Genomic DNA, 20,236 nt, shown 5'->3' with positions numbered 1-20,236 from the left:
CAGGGTTTAGCATTCCTGTTGATTATAAACCGCCTGCTAAATCTAAAAAGTTACCCGTTGCAAAAGAAGATTTGTCTGAGGCTAGCCAATAAATAGCTTCAGCTACTTCTGCGGGTTGTCCGCCTCGTTTCATGGGAATGGCATTTTTTAAACGTTCTACTCTTTTGGGCTCACCACCATCGCCGTGCATATCAGTATAAATCAATCCTGGTCGAACACAGTTTACTCGTATGCCCTCCGCAGCAACTTCTAATGATAGCCCTTTTGTTAGCGTATCAATTGCACCTTTAGATGCCGCATAATCTATATATTCATTAGGTGAGCCAGTTCTAGCGGCTGCCGATGATACGTTTACAATAACCCCGCCATCGCCACCATAGGCAGTAGACATTCTTTTTACCGCTTCGCGGCAACATAAAAAATATCCTGTGATGTTGGTTGTGAGTACTTGGTTGATACGGACAGCTGTCATATTTTCTAGGCGAGATTGCGTTTTTAACATTGCTGCATTGTTTATTAAAACCGATACAGTCCCTAGGGTTTTATCTACTGTTGCGAACATGCTAGTCACGTCAGTTTCATTGGACACATCAGCTTGAATGGTGATACACCTTCCTCCATCAGAGGTGATAGCCTGAGCGATTGACTCAGCGGCTAGCTTATTAGATTTATAGTTGATGCATACAGCATAACCTTGCTTGGCAAACAACTTCGCCGTCGCCGAGCCTATCCCACGGCTGGCGCCGGTAATTATGGCTACTTTGTTTGTTGCCATTTATTTTCCACCACTTGCTTTTATTATTAAACTTGCCATTTCAGCTAGGCTTACCTTTTTATCCATTGCCTGTTTTTGCAATGCTCTGTGAGCCTGAGACTCATTGTAGTTTAGCTGTTGCATAAGCAATAGTTTGGCGCGGTTAATGGTTTTCTGTTCGGCAATTGCTTGTTTCGCAAGTTCTAGTTCGTTTGTCATCTTTTTAATATTTTCAGATTGCTCACGAAGTAAATCGTATAGGGAGTTATCTGCAAGATCATTTAACTGAGAGTTATAGGCTTTAGGGATATTGTCAGCGGATATGTCGAGCACCATATCCAAGGTGAGTTCAGGAGAAAGAGTTGACTTGGGCCTCAACTTTTTAACGCGTTTTTTATGTTCTAATAATTCTTTATCTGCCTGCTCAACCCGTTGTTTTGCCACCTGTAATAGCCTTGAAGTAAGCTGTTCTTCAATTGCTCGCATACCATCAATACGCTGGGTGGTAAGCTCGTACCATACTTCGCTAATTTCTGACGAAATCGCTGAGCCATCAGCCAGTTGTTGAATCATGGTACGCATTTGTTGCAACTGCTTGTTTGTATCTTTGCCTTGTAATGAGTGCCATAAGGTATTTTCTTGATTCGAAGCAAATTCTTCAAAGGTTGTAAAACTATCGGTCTGGGCTTGTTGTAGCTGAATCAAACTCTCACACAGAGACTGGTCGAACATGCTTTTTGAAAACCCTAATGCGCCGCAAGCTCGCTCTTGCCCTGCGTATTCTTTACCTTGAATGAAATTAAATAACGCCACTAATATTTTGGTAATACTTGGGTCACTGCCTACATCAGCCGCTTCAAAAACCACTGACAGCAAGCCTTTAATAAGTTGGTTGTAAGCTTGCATTGACTCTATGGCCGTCAGCTCTTGCTTTTGTACCTTGTATCTCAGGGTTGAAATATAATCTAACCCTTGTAGGGCTAAGGTAATGGTGTTCAACAAACGCATATTGTTGGATATATCATCTGAGTGCAGATATTTAGCTTTTAATTGGCTTCGCAATAACTCTTCTGCTCGAATTCCCTTATCAATTTGATCTTTATACTCTTGTTCAAACCTTCTATTTGCACTGCTTATAAAGATGTTACTGATCCCTCTTTCTTTTTGCAGTTGATGGATGAGTTCAGAAACCGTTGTCACCACTTGGCAATTAGAGGCAACTAATTGTAGAGCATTAATTTCAGCGCGTTTAGTGGCTAATAAAAATCGTTTGGTGACGTCGCTATGGGCGCTCATTACTAGTTAGGCCTACTTTTTAAGTTTTATGTGCTTACTATAAAGGATTATTATTCTTGGGTTAGTCTAACTAAATAAATTTATGGAAATAACCATAAAATATAAATAACTGAGGTATATGGTTAAGTTAATTTGCCAATTAGGCTGCTGATTTTGTTACTATGGTGAATATGGAGTGTGAGGATTTATGTCATAACCTCAACGTTTACGCAGAAATTATTGCAGCGACTGGTGTCGCTTAATTATAGGACCAGATGAAAATACCTAAAAGACTACAACCTTTGGTTGCTGATGGCTTAATTGATGAGGTTTTATATCAATTGATGAGTGGCAAAGAAGCAACTGTTTATGCAGTGCGTTGTGGTAAAGAAGTCCGATGCGCCAAGGTCTATAAAGAAGCAATGAAGCGTAGCTTCAAAAAAGCAGCCCAGTATCAAGAGGGCAGAAAAGTACGTAATACTCGCCGAGCTCGTGCTATGGAAAAAGGCTCTAAGTTTGGTCGTAAGCAACAAGAAGAAGCGTGGCAAAACACTGAAGTTGATGCGCTTTTTAAATTGGCTAAAGCTGATGTAAGAGTACCCGAGCCATATGGCTGTTATGATGGTGTACTGTTAATGGAGCTAGTCACAGACGACGAAGGTGAAGTTGCGCCTAGATTGAACGATGTCTCTATGGATGCAGAGCAAGCCAAGGAAGATCATGCACTTATGATGGTGTATGTGATGAGAATGTTATGTGCGGGTTTAGTGCATGGCGATTTATCAGAGTTTAATGTGTTAGTTGATGATTACGGCCCCGTGATTATTGACCTGCCACAAGTAGTCGATGCTGCCGCAAATAATAATGCTTTTAGTATGTTGCAACGTGATGTGCGTAATATGAACGAGTATTATGGCCAGTATGCTCCTGAATTAATTCATACCCGTTATGCCGATGAAATGTGGGCCATATTTGAAGCCGGAGAGCTGACCCATGAGACGCAACTAACTGGAAGCTTTGAAGACTCTGGTGAAGCTGCCAATGTGGACTCAGTGCTTGAAGAAATCAAAGCCGCTTTTGCTGAAGAGCAAGCTCGTCAAGAACGTATTAAAGACGCTAACGAAGCATAGCTCCAGAGCAAACCCTTACCAATTACTCTGTCAATTTAACCTGTAGCTTTGAGCCACAAGCTTCAGGTTGCGTTTAAGTTGCAACAAGATATTCGGTTTAACTCAATTGATTTACCTTATTGATAAATATAGGTTGCCCTCTATTCTGCGTTTTCATTATGCACTAGGCCTACTTAATCTGAATACTGGATAAGCCAAACCTCTCGTTAACGCTCTTTTTGTGCCTAGCGGCGTTTGATTGTCTAGTTATAACACGTTATTACGTAAGACAATCCGCCTTGCTATACACGAAAAATTTCGTCATCGATTGAAGCTTTAAAAGAAGAAACTTGAACGGATAGTAATAAGTTATTGAATTATATTGTTAAGTTAAGTTTAAACGATACTTCTTATCCAGTATTCAGGTTACTTCATTTTAGTTAGTTATTTTTCACGTTTTGTTTGCTAGCAGCGAACATGGTTGGTTATTTCTGAGTAATAGTATTACCAATATGAACGAGTAGCTGTTGTTGTAGATGTTAGATTTTTCTACAAATTGGTTATATAGGTGTGCTGTTATCCGGTCAATTTTTTGCCTAAATGAAATCGTTTGCTTAAGAGTTATTATTCCAAATAATTTATATTATCTAATTGATTTTAATGAATATTAATTCTATATCAGGATTGGTATTACCAATTTGTGTTAATTTTTTGTTTTAAATGTATGTATTTTGTGTGATTTTGGTAACATCCTTTGTTAAGGTACCACTTACTGATATCTAGATGTCGACAGCGATAAGAGAACTTGGATCTCAGAAAAGCTAGACTAAATACTGAAAACAAAGGATGAATAATGAACAAAAAATTATTAGCAATAGCAATTGTTACTGCGTTATCTGCATGCGGTGGTAGTAGTAATGATGATGACTCTCCAGCAAATAGCAGTGCCACCTTTTCTGGGGATCTGAGTGGCTCATTAACATCTGTAGACACAACTACTTCTGGTGCCTTGTCTGTCTCAGATCCTGATGATGGCGAAGATGCAGCCCTTGCTCAAGCTGATACTGTTACTTCATATGGAACCTTTACCATCAGTGCTGTAGGTCAATGGACTTACACTCTAGACGCTACTAATTCAGATGTATTAGCCCTAGTTGGCAGTACTAGCAACTTATCTGAAGCAATTACTGTGACCTCGGTTGATGGCACCACTACCACCATTGCTATTTCCATTTCTGGAGTGGATAGCACAAATACGCCTGCTGAATTTACTGGTGATAGCACCGGGAGCCTGAATGCAGATGGCACCACTACCACCGGAACGATAGTGGTTACCGACCCAGACTCAGGAGAAGATGAGGCGGTGGCCCAAAGTGCAGTGGCTACGTCGTATGGTAGCTTCACTGTAAGCGCTGGCGGACAGTGGACATACACAGTAGACAATACCAATGCTACGTTAATTGCTTTAGGTGCCAACGACAGTGTAGATGACACCATCACCGTCAGCTCTGTGGATGGTACGGCGATTACTTTGACTATTACCATAAGCGGGGTAAATGATGACCCTACTTTTGGCACAGGTAATGGCGTAGACAGCTCGTCAATCAGTAATAATGAGAGCTCTGCTATTAGTGGTGGGTTAACTATCACTGACGAAGATACAGATGAAGCTGTTTTTACCCCGCAGACTTCAGTGGCAACCAACTACGGTACATTTTCGATAGCCGCCGATGGCATGTGGACGTACACCTTAGATACCACCAATACCACAGTGTTAGGTTTGGCGTCTGATTCTGATAGTGTGGTCGATGAGATTACCGTAAGTTCAGCTGATGGTAGTAGTGCTACTATTTCAATTACCATTTCTGGTGTTAGCAGTACAACTACCGAGTTAACGAAGGGAAGTATTGGTGACAACGATAGCGTACCTGCCGTTAACTGTACTGTCACCGTAAGCTCTACAGGCGCATTAGAAGATGCGGTTAGTTATGATATGACACCGGGCGAAACCGTATGTTTAGCTTCAGGCACTTACGGCGACTTCGAGCTGAGCTTTGGTGGCGCAGGAACAGAAGCCTTGCCCATTACTGTCGCTGCAGAAGTACCAGGTGAAGTCATCATTAATGGTGAATCTTCAATTGGAATGACAGGTTCGTATGCTGTTTTTCAAGGCTTTGTATTTAAAGATGGCAACATGGATAGCAGTTTATTGCAGACCCGAGCTAACAGTAATACAGCATGTAATAACTGTCGCATCACTGAAAACACCTTTGTGAATATGGATGCTGGCCAAGACAACAGCACCAAATGGTTCCAAATTTATGGCAGTGGTAACCGCTTTGACCATAACTGGGTATCAGGCAAAGAAACCCGCGGAGCACTGTTTATTGTAGAACGAGGTGATGATCCTGGCACAGAAGACAGAACGCAAATTGACCACAACTATTTTGCAGACCGCCCACCTATTGGCGGCGTAGCTTATGCTGATAATAGCGACAACGAATATGAAGGTATTCGAATTGGCACCAGCTCTACCCATACTAGTGATTCATTTGCGGTGGTTGAACATAACTATTTTGAACGTATAGATGGCGAAGCTGAAGTTATCTCAGTGAAAGCGGGTGGTGTAACGGTTGCACATAACACTATTCGTAACAGCCGAGGCTCAATCGTCAGTCGCCACGGCGAAGGTACCACTATCGATAATAATTATATTATTGGTGACGGCAACCCATTTGCGGGTGGCGTAAGAATAGTCGATGCTAACCACAGCGTAACCAACAACTATATTCAAGGTGCCCGTAATCCTAGTTCAGGTTTTTATGGTGGTATTTTAATAAGTGCATCAGATGGCTCAACCTCAAATGGTTACCAAGATGTAGAAAATGTATTAGTTGCCAACAACACAGTGGTTGACAGCGTTAATAGTATTAATCTGTTTGCTGGCAACCAAGATGACAATCCTGATAGTGTTTATTTTGTGAATAATGTAGTTGCTGATGCTATTGGCCCAGTGTTTAGAAATGCTGACGAAATGCCTAATAACTCAATATTTGCTGGCAACTATATATACGGGCAGAGCCTTGCTGATGACGAAGACGTAGTCAGTGTTGACGGGTTTACCTTTGCTGACCCCATGTTAAGTGCAGACAGTGATGGTTTATATCGCCCCACCGAAAATAGCGCAGACTTGTCTGCTGATTTAACAGCGGATATTGGCAGCTTTGCACTACCTACAAAAGATATGGACGGGCAGACTCGTTCTGACAGTACTGTATCTGGTGCTGATGAAATACTATCAGAAGTGCTAGCTGCAACAGATATGCGGGGCTTGTTAACACCTGATTTAGTTGGGCCGCTAAGTTATACCGCACCTGTCGGTACGCCTTATATTGCTCAGGTAACCATTAGTAATGATGACTTTGACTCTCAAAACTTTACTGGTTGGACTAACACAGGCGCAGAAATAACCACAGATACTGATGAAGTATTCTCAAGGGGAAGCAGTGTCAAATTTGACAGTGCCACAGACTCAATAACACAAACCCTTACCACCGAAGAGAACACCAATTATACTTTGTCGGCTTATATTTCTGGCCCGGGTAAACTGAGTGCTGATGTGGGTGGTGTGATGTACTCAGCTGAATCAAACTCTGATAATTATAACTTCACGACAGTCAGCTTTAATTCAGGTACGGCTACCAGTGTAGAAATTTCTGCTTCAATTGATGACTCAGTGTTATTGAGCACAGATATTGAAAACCCTAACTTTGATAATGATCAAGACGATTGGGTAGTGAATGAAGGCACGGGGATTGGTCAAGTTCAAGATTCAGATAACTCTGCGTCAGGTAATAATGGCTCTATTAAATTCAAATACAATGATGATGATAGTGGTACACCTTACGACCCATACATAGCTCAAACGGTAACGGTTGAACCTAATACTGAATACACCTTAACTATGTATATTTTACTCAAAAGCAGTGATGAGCAAGATGCAACTGTGTTATTTGGTGCCCATACTGGTGATGCCGTAGTGGATGGAGACTTTGACAGCAGCAATGTTATCGCGTCAAAAGACTCTGTTTTTGGCAATCTGTCAGACGAAAATGAAGGCGATGATGACTTTAGGCCAGACACCCTAACGTTTAACTCAGGTGCTAACTCAAGCATTACCATTTTTGCAAAATATCAATCTACCTTAGGTGACGATATCCGCATAGATGACTTTAGTTTAACCTCACAAGGGACACCAGAAGACGGTTCAGAAGTTTATGTTGATAGCTTTAGATTAGTATCACATCCATCTTTGTAAAAAGGCCTCTTGAATGTAACTTAATGATTGTAGAAAGTATGTTAAGAAGGGCCGAAAGGCCCTTTTTTATGAATAAGTTTAATTTCAAATCACCATAGCCCTATTTTAGAATGCCTTGCCTTAAACATTCAACAAGCCAACTAATGGGTGGGTAATTTGTAGGTTGGGCTTGAGCCCATCAGCTTGCCTAGCAGTGACCTTTAACTGCTAAATCAACTGTGGCCTCTTTATTAAATGGTCGAACATTCAATAAGCCAACTATTGGGTGAGTAATTTGTAGGTTGGGCTTGAGGCCATCAGCTTGTCTAGCAGTGACCTTTAGCTGCTAAATCAACTGTAGCCTCTTTATTAAATGGTCGAACATTCAACAAGCCAACTAATAGGTGGGTAATTTGTAGGTTGAGCTTGAGCCCATCAGCTCGCTTAGCACTAACCTTTACCTGCTAAATCAACTGCGCTGATTTAAAACCTTAGGTTGTTAAGCAGTTAATTATCATGGGTGTCCATGTAAGCCTGTAAGCCTTTTTGCCAGCGGTGATAAATCCCGTATGGGAGGCATAACCAAACGAGGCAATCAGAGCTTACGCAAAATGTTGATTTTAGGGGCCCGTGCGGTGTTGAACTGGTGCAACAAAACCGATGATAACCTGAGACGCTGGGCACAACACATTAAAAAGCGTATGCACGGCTGTAAAGCGGTCGTCGCTTTGGCCAATAAGCTAGCAAGGATAATTTGGGTAGTCATGGCTAAAGAAGTTGAATTCGACGTTAAAAAAGCCTGCGCATAAAACGCAATATACAGATTAAACACAGCACCACAATCGGTAACGAGCATTGATGATTTAAACGGTTATGTCTTATTTGGAACCTCAGCTGGACAGCTGCCTTCGAGGCAATATGGGTGCATAGGCTTATAAGACTTCAATTGAAACTCATGAGGGCACGGCGAGCAGAAAGTCGCCATAAAAGGTGCCGGATATATGTCACAAGACCGTATTTTATCGTATGCCAACACTGTTTGTGTGAGGAAGAGACTTGATATGACAACGTAACCTTAGAACGTTTGAAAAGAAAAAATTAAAACCTGTTGATCAAACGGGAGTGACCATATATGTCCATGTAAGCATTTACTAGGCTCTGCTATGAGCGATTTGCAGACATATTAGAAATTGTCTGATAGTCTGGGTTAAGGTCAGTTTTCGACCCAAAGTGTACTAAATAACCCAACAGGTTAAACGGTATACTTGGTGACAAATGAGATGTTTCAGCGAACTTGCACCCACAGGTTTTCGTAAACAATTACGAGTTTTTTTGTTTTCGGCATAAGGAATTGAAAATCTTCATGTAATACCATTCCCCAATGAATAAAGCTAACATAGCTGTCCGTGTAACTCATTGTGAGTAAAAGTGTAGATTGCAGTGTAATATTTTTTACTCTATTTTTATTATCTTTCGCTATCTCAATCTAATGAGAATCAAAAACCAATGCAGGTGAATAATTTATTATGAATGAATCATTAGAAGAAATTTTTAACGGAATAAATGCAATAGTTAAAGATATTGCCTTGTTACGCGAGCTTTTAAGTACGATTGAGATTACAGCCGGAATTAAGGATTCGTTTGACAGGTATGACAGTATCATCCCTGTATTTGAAAAGGTTGCTGCTACAAGTCAAATTGATGAAAATGTTTTTAGAAGCGCTAAAAACCTACTAGTGCATGCAGGAAATATTGGCAGTATAGTCAGTAGGACGCAAAACATCACTGATGAGATAAAAGAACTCGCAGATCACATAAAGCAAACTACAAGAGAAATAATTAAAAGAATAAATGCACGTCCGGCTACTCTTGGCGAGTTTGATGATAATCTAAAACAGGTATTTACGCGTTCCATAAAAAATGAAGACTCTTTAAATTCCAATGGATTACCTATTGATATTCAAAATGAACTTAAACTTATTATGGATAATCAGAAACAACATGATAATCGCATAAAAAAGCTTTTAAGTGAAAATGAGTCTAGAATTTCGCTAATTGGAGAAAAAGCTAAAGAGGTCGAACAAAATGTCGAAGAGAAATTGGACGCAATTCAAAAAGCTTATGATGATTCAATAAATATCATAAGTGAAAAGCAAGAACAAATAGACAGCTTACTGAGTCATGCGTCAGGCAAAACGGTGGCTGGAGATTTCGACAAAAGTGCTGTAGATGAAAAAAGTATGGCTGACAACCTTAGATTTGCGGCTATCTTTTGCATGACATTAATTGTACTAGTTGTTGGCTATTCTTTTTGGGAAACAACAACCGACTCTTTTAATTTGTTTAATTCATTATTTAGAGTTGTTCTTGCGATATTTCTTTCTGTTCCCGCAGCGTATCTAGCAAGAGAGTCTGCAAAACATAGAGAACAGCAATATATCCACTTACAAACATCATTAGATTTAAAATCTATTACTCCATATTTGGCATCACTTCCTGAAGACAAGCAACACCTGTTAAAAATTGACATTGCTAAAAGAATTTTTGGCCCTAAAAATTTCTCTAAAGAGAATACAGACTCTTACCCAATAAACACACATGAACTGATATTGGAAATATTGAAAAAGTTTGAAATTCCAAAAGAAAAACCCCAGAGAAATGGTCGATTGAATTAATATTTATCGACTATCTCTTTATGTGTCAATGTTGAAAACCTGCAGGGACAGGTTCGCTGCAATGAACCATTTGTCATCAAGTATCCCTTTTAACATGTTAAATTATTAAGTCCGTTTTGGACGTATAGTTGAAGTAACAATCAAAAATGCGCAATGACCGCTGTTGACCAAACAATGGGATTAGAGACGTTGATTTTCTGATTTAGCCATCTCCACCGTTTTTTCTAAGCCTTAAGGTATATAAACAACCAAGAATGGTGTGTTATGCCTCAGTCTTGAAAAAGCCAAATTATTCTCAAACCCAACTGTAGACAACCACGAAAGAGCTTATTCAAACGACTTTATGCTTGTTGATTGGAAAGTAATTAATCAATGGGGTCAGAGATGTTTAATCAATGGGGTCAGAGATGTTGATTTTCTGATTTAGCCCTCTCTACTAGTTTTATTCCAATCCTTAAGACATTCAAACAACCAAGAATGGTGTGTTATGCCTCAATCGCGAAAAAGCCAAATTATTCTCAAACCCAACTGTAGACAACCACGGAAGAGCTTATTCAAACCACTTTATGCTTGTTGATTGGAAAGTATTTAAGTAATTTATTATTTTCGGTGTCTATGTAAGTTAGTGAATAAAATTAAAAAGTTTAAAGGGGTTAATCTACAGCCTCGTTATGCTTATCAAGGAGTTTGCATTGGTTTCAGGTTATAGAACTAGCTCAGATTTAAAAGATATGGATTTAGCTGTAATACATGGTTATATATCTAACTCTTATTGGGCTAAAGGTATTCCATTTATGTTAATGGAAAAAGCTATAAATAATTCTTTATGCTTTGGTGTTTTTACTGAGTGCGGTAATCAAGTAGCTTTTGCTCGTATGGTGACTGATTCGGCAACGTTTGCATACTTAGCTGACGTTTTCGTATTAGAAGAGCATAGAGGCAAAGGTTTAAGTAAGTTGCTTATGCAAGTCATTGTTGCTCATCCAGACTTACAAGGTATTCGACGTATGGCACTTGCTACAAGTGATGCACATGGCCTTTACGAGCAATTTGGTTTTAAAGCTTTAAGCTCTCCAGAATCTTTTATGGAATTGCATCAACCAGATGTGTACAAATAAGTAGTAAAAAAAATTACATTTTTAAAGTTAGCTAAACCTTAGTTTTATTCCAATCCTCAAGGCATTCAAACACCCAAGGATTGTGTGTTGTGCCTCAGTCTCCTAAAGCCAAATTAGTCTTGTAGATACTCCTTATTAAGTTGTTATTTAGGGTGTCTATGTAATTATATTGAGGCTTGAGCTTGTCAGTTTTCATTAGATTAATGTCAGCTCAATTGCAACGGGGTTAGCCCTATATCTGCTCATAACTATTCAAACCTACAAAGGCAATTTCAAACCATATGAAAAAAATTTACGTAGCACTGATTGCCTTACCCTTTTTGGCCTTGGGCATTAGCTTGGTGCATGATTCAGCTGCGACTTGGCTTAGAATAATCAATAGCAGTATTGCGATTACTCGCTCATATGATGTAGAGCGGGATATATCTTACGGTATTAAACCATGGCAAAAATTGGATATATATAAGGCAACCAACGGGGACCAAAATGCACCTGTTATAGTGTTCTTTTTTGGCGGCGGTTGGAGCTGGGGAGACAAAGTATATTTTGAGTTTGTTGCCGATAGCTTTGTGCGAAAAGGCTACACGGTAGTCATTCCAAATTATGTGCTATTTCCAGAAGGAAGGTTTCCCGAATTTGTGCATGATGGCGCATCAACCATTAAATGGGTTGCAGACAACATACGTCAGCATGGTGGTGATGCTGAGCAAATTCATTTAGTCGGCCACTCTGCTGGAGCCTATATCAGTGTCATGTTGGCCACAGATGACCAATACCTAAATCAACTAGGGCTAACAACCGATGTTATCAAAGGCGTGGGCGGTGTGGCTGGGCCGTATAACTTCACCCCCAAAGAACAAGAGTATATTGATATTTTTGGTCCAGAAAACTTCGATACTATGCGTATTGCTAACCATGTAAATGGCAATGAGCCACCTATGATTATGCTATATGGCGCGGGCGACACAACTGTTGGTTTGTTTAATCTTGAAATAATGGCGCAAGGCTTAAAGCAATTTAATATTAAGCACAAAACTGTACTCTACGACCAAGCGATTAATCACACTAATATTTTGCTCAAGCTGCATCCTTGGTTTGCAGGAGACGTATCTGTTGCCGATGATATAGATAAATACTTTAAACAAAATAGTTAGATACACCATGAGTAGCAATTGGGGGCAGAGACATTGATTTTCTGATTTAGCCATCTACTCCTGCTTCAAGGTTGAAGTGCACTACCTTTGCTATGTTATTATTTGGGGGGTATGTAAGTTCTTCAAATTAGGCTAATTATTGATAATAAATTTCAAGGTGAGGGCTGTTTTACACCCTTGCTATGAGTAGTAAAATGGGGAGCAAATGAAAACATATAAAGGATCTTGTCACTGCAATGCCGTCCAATTCGAAATTGATAGTGACTTTCCCGAATTAACTACATGTGACTGTTCAATCTGCGTAAAGAAAAATGCGCTTATGGTTAAAGTTCATGAAAATTTCATGAGAATTATTTCTGGTGAAGAAAACCTAAGCACTTATCAGTTTCATACAAATACAGCTGAACACTATTTTTGTAAAACGTGCGGCATTTATCCATTTCACAGAAAACGAGTTACACCTGACTATTATGGTGTAAATGTGTTCTGCCTTGAAGGTTTTAACTCTGAAGGTATTCCGGTTCGGGCTACTGTTGGTACAGCGATGAAGTAATGAGCATAAAAACTCATAACAATCTAATTAATCCGACCTTAAATCGCTACAATTTTTTCGTCGGGTTTGCTGAAACGTATCATTTTTCACTAAGTCTAACGTTAAACTTGTTAAGTTATTTAGTCCGCTTTTGGGGGGAGATGAGGTTACAATTTAAGACCCGCAATGACCATTATTGGTACATCTAAGCCTGCTTGATACTGCTCTATTTGATTAGCGTTACTCAATAAACATTAGTGCATTTTTTTGATCAATTTTAAAATCAAACTCCCGCAGAAAATTCATTCCTAGTAAGCCGTCTGCATTGCTGATCCCTTCCATTGGCAATACTACTACGGGTAGGTTTTTGACTGTGACATGTTGTAGTGTCAATTCTCGAAATTCATAGATGCTTGCCATCACACTGCCCCCTGCGGTGCCAATGGTAAAACGCCCTAGATGATTGATTTTAATGCGATTACTTAGCTTGTCAAAGTACTGCTCAGAAATAGCCGTGATAGATGCTCCTGTGTCTATTAACAGGTTCACTGGGTTACCACTTAATGCGCCACTAACTAGGTATTGGTCTCTGACTTGTTTAAGGGGAATTGAAGGGGCAATTACTTCATTTTGTGGGGGTTGTGTTTGCTCTTCTGGTGTTGTCGCTTGCTCTGCAGGCAGCTGTGCTAATACTATTTGTCTGACTTTTTGTGCGTCTGGGTCGTAATAGTCTAATGCCCCTAAGACGTTTTCCATTAACCCGGCTTGTAGTTGCTGGGCATAGGCTGTGGCTAAAGACAAAATATATAATCTGCTGGTGGGTTCTAGTTGTAATAAAGGCTCAACAAACATGGCCAAAATATCCCAAGAGTAGTTGCGCTCTAACTGGGTGATGGTGGTTTGGGTGAGTTTAGTAATTTGTTGTTGTACTTCGGTTTGCTGTGCCGCCGTCATGGGGCTGCGTAGTAGGTCGTAATAGTGACTAATGGCGTCGCTGAGTAATTCGGTTTCTACTTTCATTTTGGCTTCAATCAGCAAAAACGCCATATCTTGAGGGTGGGCCTTTAAGTAATTCTGCAGAAAAGGAATAAGCGGCGCAAACTCTTTATTCTGTAGCCATTCATTGGCTTGCTCTAGTAATTGTTCTCTGTCTGTAATGTGGTCAGAGGTGGCCTGGTCATTTGCTTGGTTTTTAAAACGTTTAATAGAATGGCTTTGGTCTGCATCTGACTGCCTAACGATTGGCTGAGTGATGGGTTGCTGCTCGGTGTTTTCTGTTAGGCTGAGGGTAGAGCTTAAGGTTTTTTCAGTAAAAATAGAAAAGAATAGGTATACGTTTAAGCTAATGGATAGGGTTAGCAACAACACTAGTATGGTGTGCCACCGGTTCACTTCTTGAGCTCCGGCGCAGCAGAGATACAAGCAGGGCCATAAACAGATGAAAACGCTTTAGGCATTCTTTTGGGCAAGCCTGTAGATAATTCAATGCATACAAAGTCGGTTTGGGCTGTGAGTAAGGTAGCGTTGTCGCGACGTCTCATAAATTGAAATTGCCTCGACAACTTTATTTTACTATCACAAGACACTATCCAAGTTGCGCAGTCTATGACATCACCTTCATGGGCGGCCGCCAAATAGTTTATCTCGTGCCGACTTATGGCCATGCCTCTATCAATTTCTTGATATTGTTCTATGGTCAGGCCTAGTTGATTTGAATGTGACCATGAAGTGACCTCTAGCTGCTTTACATAGGCCACATTATTGACATGATGATAGTGATCAATGTGCTCTGGGCCAATTGCCCAGGTGTGCAAAAATGGATTAGGGTGCAGCCAATTCATCGGAGTTATTGGTTTTTGAGCGTATATTGGCCAAATACCCCAGCGTCTATCCAACCTCGGTTTTTGTCACCATTTACGGGTTTAATCCCGTGTGAACCCACAAAGTGCTCCCTGATATCGCTACCATCATTGTCACAATAGGCCAACATAAAGCCTATTTTTTGCCCGGCAACCAAAGGTATGGCTGGTAGTGGCTTGGCATCGGTAAAGTCATTGGGGTAAAGCCTAATCGCTACTTCCCAAATAATATGGTTAGGCTCGGTGCTACTGCGTTTCCATTGACTAATAAGGTGATCATTAAAATCTCGCGGGCTTTTGTCTTCAGCAATATCAATGGCTTGGTTGTCTAGGGCAATATGATAGGCCATGGCAGTATGGTTAAATTGGTGGTTTCCACCTGATGCGTCACTATCTATAAAAATTTCTAGGGCATCGTCATCCCAGTAACGGTCTAATGGATCGGCTATTTTATCTATTAGTACATCATCTACTAGCTCAGCTTGTAGGTATAAGTATTGGTTATCCCATAACACTTTGTAGCGGCCCGAAAAATCGTCACTAGTCGGTTTTTCGCCTTGAATTAGGTGTGACATGTTATGCCACTTGGCTTGATCCCAGGTTGACTCTGCTATGCCGTCTATTTCAATTTTAGTTGACGTAAAGGCGATCTCATTCGCGGCAAGGGGAGTACATATTAAACTGGTTAACAATAGATATTTACTAAGCAAGTTGGGCTCTCTAATTTTGGGGTATTTTTGCAATAGCTTGGCGTAAACCGCAAACGAAAACAATAGTAAAGTTGTACCGGCCCATTACACTTTGTTGGTATTTACGGGTAAAATGCCGGCCCTATGATGCAGAAAGCCCCCACACAGAAATATACACCTCAAACTATGCCTGATTTTAAGGATGGTCAAGCTAGGTGCCATCGTTACCAAGACTTGATTGAGCTTTTCCATAAGACTTTTTCTGAAAGTGAAAGAACCCTGTTAGTTAAAGGGGAAGACGAACCTATTTATATCCCAGCTAAAACCGCAGACAATAAGCATCAAATTGTTTTTGCCCATGGTTATTTTGCAAGTGCACTTCATGAAATCGCCCATTGGTGCATAGCTGGCAAGGCTAGGCGGTTATTAGAAGATTATGGATATTGGTATTGCCCAGATGGCCGTGATGCAGAGCAACAAGCTGAGTTTGAAAAGGTAGAAGTTAAACCTCAAGCCATTGAATGGGCATTTTCGCTGGCAGCGGGTAAGTCATTTAGAGTCAGTACAGACAATTTGAATGGTGCCCCAGTTAACGCTGAGAAATTTCAGGCTGCGGTAAAGCAACAATTGACACAATATATAGACCTTGGGTTTCCACCTCGAGCACAACAGTTTATCGAGGTGTTACAAACATTTTATGGTACGACTGATATTAAGCGCTTGGAGGTAGTGAATGCCATCTAGTCATATTGACAGTAATTTTAAGCTAGGACTTTTAATCAATCCTTTTGCGGGGATTGGTGGGGCTGTTGCTTTAAAAGGCAGTGATGGTAAAGATGTGCGCGATAAAGCACTCGCGCTAGGCGCTGAAAAAAAAGCCATGTATAAAACAAGCTTAGCTCTTGAATGTTTACTGCCACTAAAAGATAAGGTGACCTTATATGTTGCCGGTGGCGAAATGGGTGAGCAAGTCGTTAAGCAAATGGGGTTTCAATACATAGTCGTTTATGAACCCAAGCAAGCGCAAACAGAAGGCCAAGATACAGAAGCGGCAGCGGCGGTGCTGGTAGCAAACAAAGTGGATTTAATTTTGTTTGCTGGTGGTGATGGTACAGCACGTAATTTGTGCGCTGTGATTGGTAATAGGGTGCCTGTGCTTGGTGTGCCTGCTGGGTGCAAAATTCACTCGGCCGTATATGCAGTTACCCCACAAGCAGCAGGTAGAGTATTAAAGCAAGTGGTTGCTGGTGACCTAGTAAGTGTAAGTGACTCAGAAGTGATGGACATTGACGAAGAGCTCTTTCGAAAAGGCAGGGTAAACGCCCGTCAATATGGCGAGATGTTAGTACCCACTGAATTGCGCTATATTCAAGCCGTTAAAATGGGCGGTAAAGAGTCTGATGAGTTAGTGCTTGCTGATATTGGTGCACATTTAATTGAAGTAATGGATGACCACCCAGAACATCTTTTTGTGATGGGTTCTGGGTCGACCGTGAATGCTATTATGGAAGAACTGAATTTAGACAATACTCTGTTAGGGGTTGACCTTGTGCAAAATCAAAAGCTGCTTGCAAAAGATCTGACCGCACAACAGTTGTTAAGTCTGACCGCAAACAAACCCTGTAAATTGGTGATTACGTTAATTGGTGGCCAAGGACATATTATTGGGCGGGGTAATCAGCAACTCAGTGCAGATTTTTTACAAGCCTTAGGCAAAGAAAATATAATTTTAGTGGCAAGTAAAAGTAAATTGAATAACCTGTCGGGTCGTCCATTAATTGTGGATTCGGGTGAGCCTAGTTTAGATGAACAACTGGCAGGGTTAATACCCATAGTGACTGGGTATCATGACCAAGTGTTATATCCTGTGGCTAATTTTAAAGATGAAAATGAGGAACACGTGTGAGCCAAGTGACAACAAATTTTAGTTCGGATTTAGCAGAATTTACCCAGCAAGTTGAACATTATCTAGATAATGTTGTGCAGCATGGCACTGACGAGCAGCTTTTTACTGCCAGCTATCTGCAAGGACACTTTGCTGTTGTTGCGGGCCAAAGCTCACTAGAGGGGTTTGAAACCATAATGCAATTTAAAGAATTGATGGAGCAAAGCTTAAATAAAGCGTTTGCTGCCAATGAGCTAGAAGCGGATGACCAAAAGCAAGTGTGGTCACTTTGGAATACTTTTTTGCAATAAAGTTAATTTTGCCTACGTATTAAACTTCTGATTAAAAAGCGGTTTGGGTTAAGGGCATCTAATAAGTGATTGGCTAAAGGCAAAGGCTCTCCCAAAACTTGGCTGACCAGTATTTCCGCACATAAAGGCGCTGTGCTTAAACCTCTGGAGCCTAACCCACACAATATAAAACAATTGGGTTGCTCTGTTGCTACTGGGTAACGATTAACGGGTAAGGCTTTGTACAAATCTTGGTACTGCTCGCTTTGAGCCGCAATATTGGGAACCGCACCTACCATAGGTAAATGGTCGGGGGTACTGCAACGAACACCTGCTCTACCGTTTTGAGTTGCTGAAATTGAGTTTATCCAGTCACACTTTTGTAATGCTTTTTGTTGAGTATCAATGTTTTGTTGTTGTTCTGATAAGCGATGCTCACAGCTGGTATCTTCTTTTACATAGGTTGAGCCTATTGTGTTCATATTATCGAAGCTTGGGGTTAAGTAACCCTTATGGCATAACACAGTCGTTAACTCTGCTAGTTCATTTTCACTATTTAGATTTTCAACTTGGCCTCTAACTAACCTAAAAGGTAGTGGCTTTAATGGGTCTAGGTTTGGGCTGTCACTTCCAATGGCAAAAATAATAATATCAGCTTCGCTGTGAGTGCCATCTTGCCAATTAAGTTGCCATGTATCACCTTTTAGCTCGGTAGAAACTAGCTGATGATTCACTTTTACATCGGCTTTAGACTGCATTACAAGGGCTGCAATTAGTTCAGGTAAATGTAACCAACCACCTTGTTCAATGAAAAGTCCAGGGTAGGGGAGTGGCACGTTTGCTAAGTTGCTGGCGTCTTGTGAGTCTACCCAACGGATAAGTGACTCAGGCCACGTTTTGTTATGGACCAATTTTTGATAACGCTGGGTAACTTTGTCGTTAAATGCCACTTGTAAGGTACCGCACCATTGGTGAGTAAAGTTAGCTCCTGATCTTAGCAACTCTCTATACATACGACTGGCATAGGTAAAGGCTGTAGCATGTATTTGACTGGCATTGCCTGCATCTGCATTTAACTGAGGGTAAAAACCTCCCTGGATATTGCCTGATGCCCCTTGAGCGATACCTGCATCTTTACAATATAAGCTTGCGGTTATGCCTCTTTTACTTAAGGCATAAGCACAATTTGCCCCTGCTAAACCGCCACCAATAATTGCTACTCTAGGCGCAGGCGCAGTAGCTTTGGCTCTCTTAAAGTAAGGGATACGCAAAGGCTCATCAGCAGGGCGACTATAAATTCCTGCCAACATATCCCGCTTTCTACCATGACCGGGGCGTTTTTGTACGTCAAATCCAGCTTCTCGAAGGCCTCTTTTTACAAACCCTGCTGCCGTAAAGGTAGAAAAACTACATTCATTTTTAGCGAGCATCGCCATATGCTCAAATAGAAATTGGTCCCACATGTCTGGGTTTTTACTTGGCGCAAAGCCATCTAGATACCAAGCATCGATTAAGCCGGTTTGTGGCACTTCAATTTGTGGCAACACCTGTTTCACATCGCCAAACCATAAATCTAAGGTGGCCGCTCCATTTAAAAAAGACAACCTATGACAGCCTGCTATCAACAATGGATATTGTGCTAGTAACGCTTCTGAATACTGACTTAGTTGCGGATACAGAGATAAGGCTTGGGTTAAATCTTTAATATTGATGGGGTATTTTTCAATAGAGGTAAAGTTTAATTGAAACTGCTGGGCTGTTGATCTTTTTTGGAAAAGATCAAAATGCATTAAGGTCACTAAAAAATTCAGCCCCGTACCAAATCCTGTTTCAGCAATAACAAAATTTTGCTCCTGCCAACACTCCCAACGTTCTAATATTTGATTATTCTTTAAAAAAACATGCTCAGTTTCACCTAGACCTTTTGCATCAGAGAAATACAAATCATCAAATTGTTTGGCGTAAGGTGTGCCATTCTCATTAAAGTGAATATCGGCATGGTTAATGGTCAAAGTGATGAATGTCCTAAAGCTGCTACAAGGAAAATAAAGAAGTAGTTTAAGGTACTCGCATTAAAGCAACAATCATTGATATAGAATCTTTCTAAACGTTACAAGATAAAGGATTAATCGACATAGCTACTTTAGGAATACCATGTGATGGCGTCCATCGCTTGAATTCAATAAAGCCATGTTTCTTATAAAGATTTATCGCGGGCTGGTTTACTTCTGCCGTTTCGACTGTTGCAGTATTTATATCGAATAATTTTAAAACAAAACTAATCAACTTGTCTGCGATGCCTTTTCTAAAAAATGTTGGGTCTACCGTAAGACTATGAATGTCTAATTGTTTTTCTTTTATATCTATCTCAAGGATTGCTGCTAAAAAATGATTGTCAATAAAACCATAAAAATCTGTTGGTGCATTGACTATCTGCTTAATACTTCGTGCTAAAGGTGGAAAGTCACAAACACCGATTAGTTCAGCTTCAATTTTATATGAACGTTGAAAAACACGGCGGATTTGATTAGCAACTTCTTCATTTGAATTTTCAAGTTTTGTGATCATTTTATTAGTCATCTTGGTTTATAAATTGACT

16 protein-coding genes and 1 pseudogene are annotated in these 20,236 nt (G+C 40.4%); 10 read left to right on the top strand and 7 right to left on the bottom strand.

Translation table 11 applies throughout. The annotated features are described in order from the left end of the window. Nucleotides 1-22: 22 nt before the first annotated feature. Together ABJD71_RS13380 and ABJD71_RS13375 are read right to left on the bottom strand one after the other, a co-directional pair. Nucleotides 23-775, bottom strand: coding sequence for an SDR family oxidoreductase (locus ABJD71_RS13380; protein WP_348170165.1), 753 nt, complete (start codon nucleotides 773-775; stop codon nucleotides 23-25). Next, a complete protein-coding gene (locus ABJD71_RS13375) occupies nucleotides 776-2,050 on the bottom strand; it encodes a nitrate- and nitrite sensing domain-containing protein (protein WP_348170162.1) in 1,275 nt (424 codons plus the stop codon). Nucleotides 2,051-2,304: 254 nt separating this feature from the next. Between ABJD71_RS13375 and ABJD71_RS13370 the strand changes: the two genes are divergently transcribed. From ABJD71_RS13370 to ABJD71_RS13340, 7 genes and pseudogenes are all read left to right on the top strand, one after another. Beyond that, nucleotides 2,305-3,159 (top strand): PA4780 family RIO1-like protein kinase, encoded by an 855-nt coding sequence (locus ABJD71_RS13370; RefSeq protein ID WP_348147107.1) that lies wholly within the window; start codon nucleotides 2,305-2,307, stop codon nucleotides 3,157-3,159. An 832-nt stretch (nucleotides 3,160-3,991) separates the two neighbouring features. Next, the gene (locus ABJD71_RS13365) at nucleotides 3,992-7,456 is read left to right on the top strand and encodes a chondroitinase-B domain-containing protein (RefSeq protein WP_348170159.1); all 3,465 of its coding nucleotides are present in this window, start codon (nucleotides 3,992-3,994) and stop codon (nucleotides 7,454-7,456) included. Nucleotides 7,457-7,995: 539 nt separating this feature from the next. Next, nucleotides 7,996-8,244, top strand: a pseudogene (locus tag ABJD71_RS13360) (IS110 family transposase); the annotation flags it as partial. 717 nt (nucleotides 8,245-8,961) lie between these two features. Continuing rightward, complete coding sequence (locus tag ABJD71_RS13355) at nucleotides 8,962-10,110, top strand: hypothetical protein (RefSeq protein ID WP_348170157.1); 1,149 nt, start codon at nucleotides 8,962-8,964, stop codon at nucleotides 10,108-10,110. Between the two features lie 671 nt (nucleotides 10,111-10,781). Next, nucleotides 10,782-11,228: a GNAT family N-acetyltransferase gene (locus tag ABJD71_RS13350; RefSeq protein ID WP_348170154.1), complete on the top strand. Its 447-nt coding sequence runs from the start codon at nucleotides 10,782-10,784 to the stop codon at nucleotides 11,226-11,228. Nucleotides 11,229-11,509: 281 nt separating this feature from the next. Then, nucleotides 11,510-12,382 carry an alpha/beta hydrolase gene (locus ABJD71_RS13345; RefSeq protein WP_348170151.1) on the top strand — a complete coding sequence of 291 codons (873 nt, stop codon included), beginning with the start codon at nucleotides 11,510-11,512 and terminating at the stop codon, nucleotides 12,380-12,382. A gap of 205 nt (nucleotides 12,383-12,587) precedes the next feature. Continuing rightward, a complete protein-coding gene (locus ABJD71_RS13340; RefSeq protein WP_348170148.1) occupies nucleotides 12,588-12,935 on the top strand; it encodes a GFA family protein in 348 nt (115 codons plus the stop codon). 219 nt (nucleotides 12,936-13,154) lie between these two features. On the opposite strand, the gene ABJD71_RS13335 is transcribed toward ABJD71_RS13340, so the two are convergent. The 3 genes from ABJD71_RS13335 to ABJD71_RS13325 are packed head-to-tail and all read right to left on the bottom strand — an operon-like array spanning nucleotide 13,155 to nucleotide 15,483. Continuing rightward, entirely contained in the window at nucleotides 13,155-14,306 is a 1,152-nt protein-coding gene (locus ABJD71_RS13335) for a retropepsin-like aspartic protease (RefSeq protein ID WP_348170145.1), read from the bottom strand. Next, on the bottom strand, nucleotides 14,303-14,755 hold the full coding sequence (locus ABJD71_RS13330) for a thioesterase family protein (RefSeq protein WP_348170142.1): 453 nt from the start codon (nucleotides 14,753-14,755) through the stop codon (nucleotides 14,303-14,305). Before ABJD71_RS13330 ends, ABJD71_RS13335 begins: the two co-directional genes overlap by 4 nt. A gap of 5 nt (nucleotides 14,756-14,760) precedes the next feature. Then, nucleotides 14,761-15,483 (bottom strand): sugar-binding protein, encoded by a 723-nt coding sequence (locus ABJD71_RS13325; protein WP_348170139.1) that lies wholly within the window; start codon nucleotides 15,481-15,483, stop codon nucleotides 14,761-14,763. 165 nt (nucleotides 15,484-15,648) lie between these two features. Between ABJD71_RS13325 and ABJD71_RS13320 the strand changes: the two genes are divergently transcribed. The 3 genes from ABJD71_RS13320 to ABJD71_RS13310 are packed head-to-tail and all read left to right on the top strand — an operon-like array spanning nucleotide 15,649 to nucleotide 17,658. Further along, entirely contained in the window at nucleotides 15,649-16,206 is a 558-nt protein-coding gene (locus ABJD71_RS13320; protein ID WP_348170497.1) for an elongation factor P hydroxylase, read from the top strand. Continuing rightward, nucleotides 16,196-17,368 carry an ATP-NAD kinase family protein gene (locus tag ABJD71_RS13315; RefSeq protein ID WP_348170136.1) on the top strand — a complete coding sequence of 391 codons (1,173 nt, stop codon included), beginning with the start codon at nucleotides 16,196-16,198 and terminating at the stop codon, nucleotides 17,366-17,368. Before ABJD71_RS13320 ends, ABJD71_RS13315 begins: the two co-directional genes overlap by 11 nt. Beyond that, nucleotides 17,365-17,658, top strand: coding sequence for a YfcL family protein (locus ABJD71_RS13310; protein ID WP_348144847.1), 294 nt, complete (start codon nucleotides 17,365-17,367; stop codon nucleotides 17,656-17,658). Before ABJD71_RS13315 ends, ABJD71_RS13310 begins: the two co-directional genes overlap by 4 nt. A gap of 2 nt (nucleotides 17,659-17,660) precedes the next feature. Here the strand turns inward: ABJD71_RS13310 and mnmC are convergent, their stop codons facing one another. Together mnmC and ABJD71_RS13300 are read right to left on the bottom strand one after the other, a co-directional pair. Beyond that, nucleotides 17,661-19,649, bottom strand: coding sequence for a bifunctional tRNA (5-methylaminomethyl-2-thiouridine)(34)-methyltransferase MnmD/FAD-dependent 5-carboxymethylaminomethyl-2-thiouridine(34) oxidoreductase MnmC (gene mnmC / locus ABJD71_RS13305; protein ID WP_348170133.1), 1,989 nt, complete (start codon nucleotides 19,647-19,649; stop codon nucleotides 17,661-17,663). Between the two features lie 91 nt (nucleotides 19,650-19,740). Then, nucleotides 19,741-20,205, bottom strand: coding sequence for an N-acetyltransferase (locus tag ABJD71_RS13300; protein ID WP_348170130.1), 465 nt, complete (start codon nucleotides 20,203-20,205; stop codon nucleotides 19,741-19,743). Nucleotides 20,206-20,236: the final 31 nt, after the last annotated feature.

Origin of the sequence: Paraglaciecola sp. (assembly GCF_039943935.1) — a bacterium.
Taxonomy (GTDB): Bacteria; Pseudomonadota; Gammaproteobacteria; order Enterobacterales; family Alteromonadaceae; genus Paraglaciecola.
This window is presented reverse-complemented; position numbering and strand designations above follow the sequence as displayed.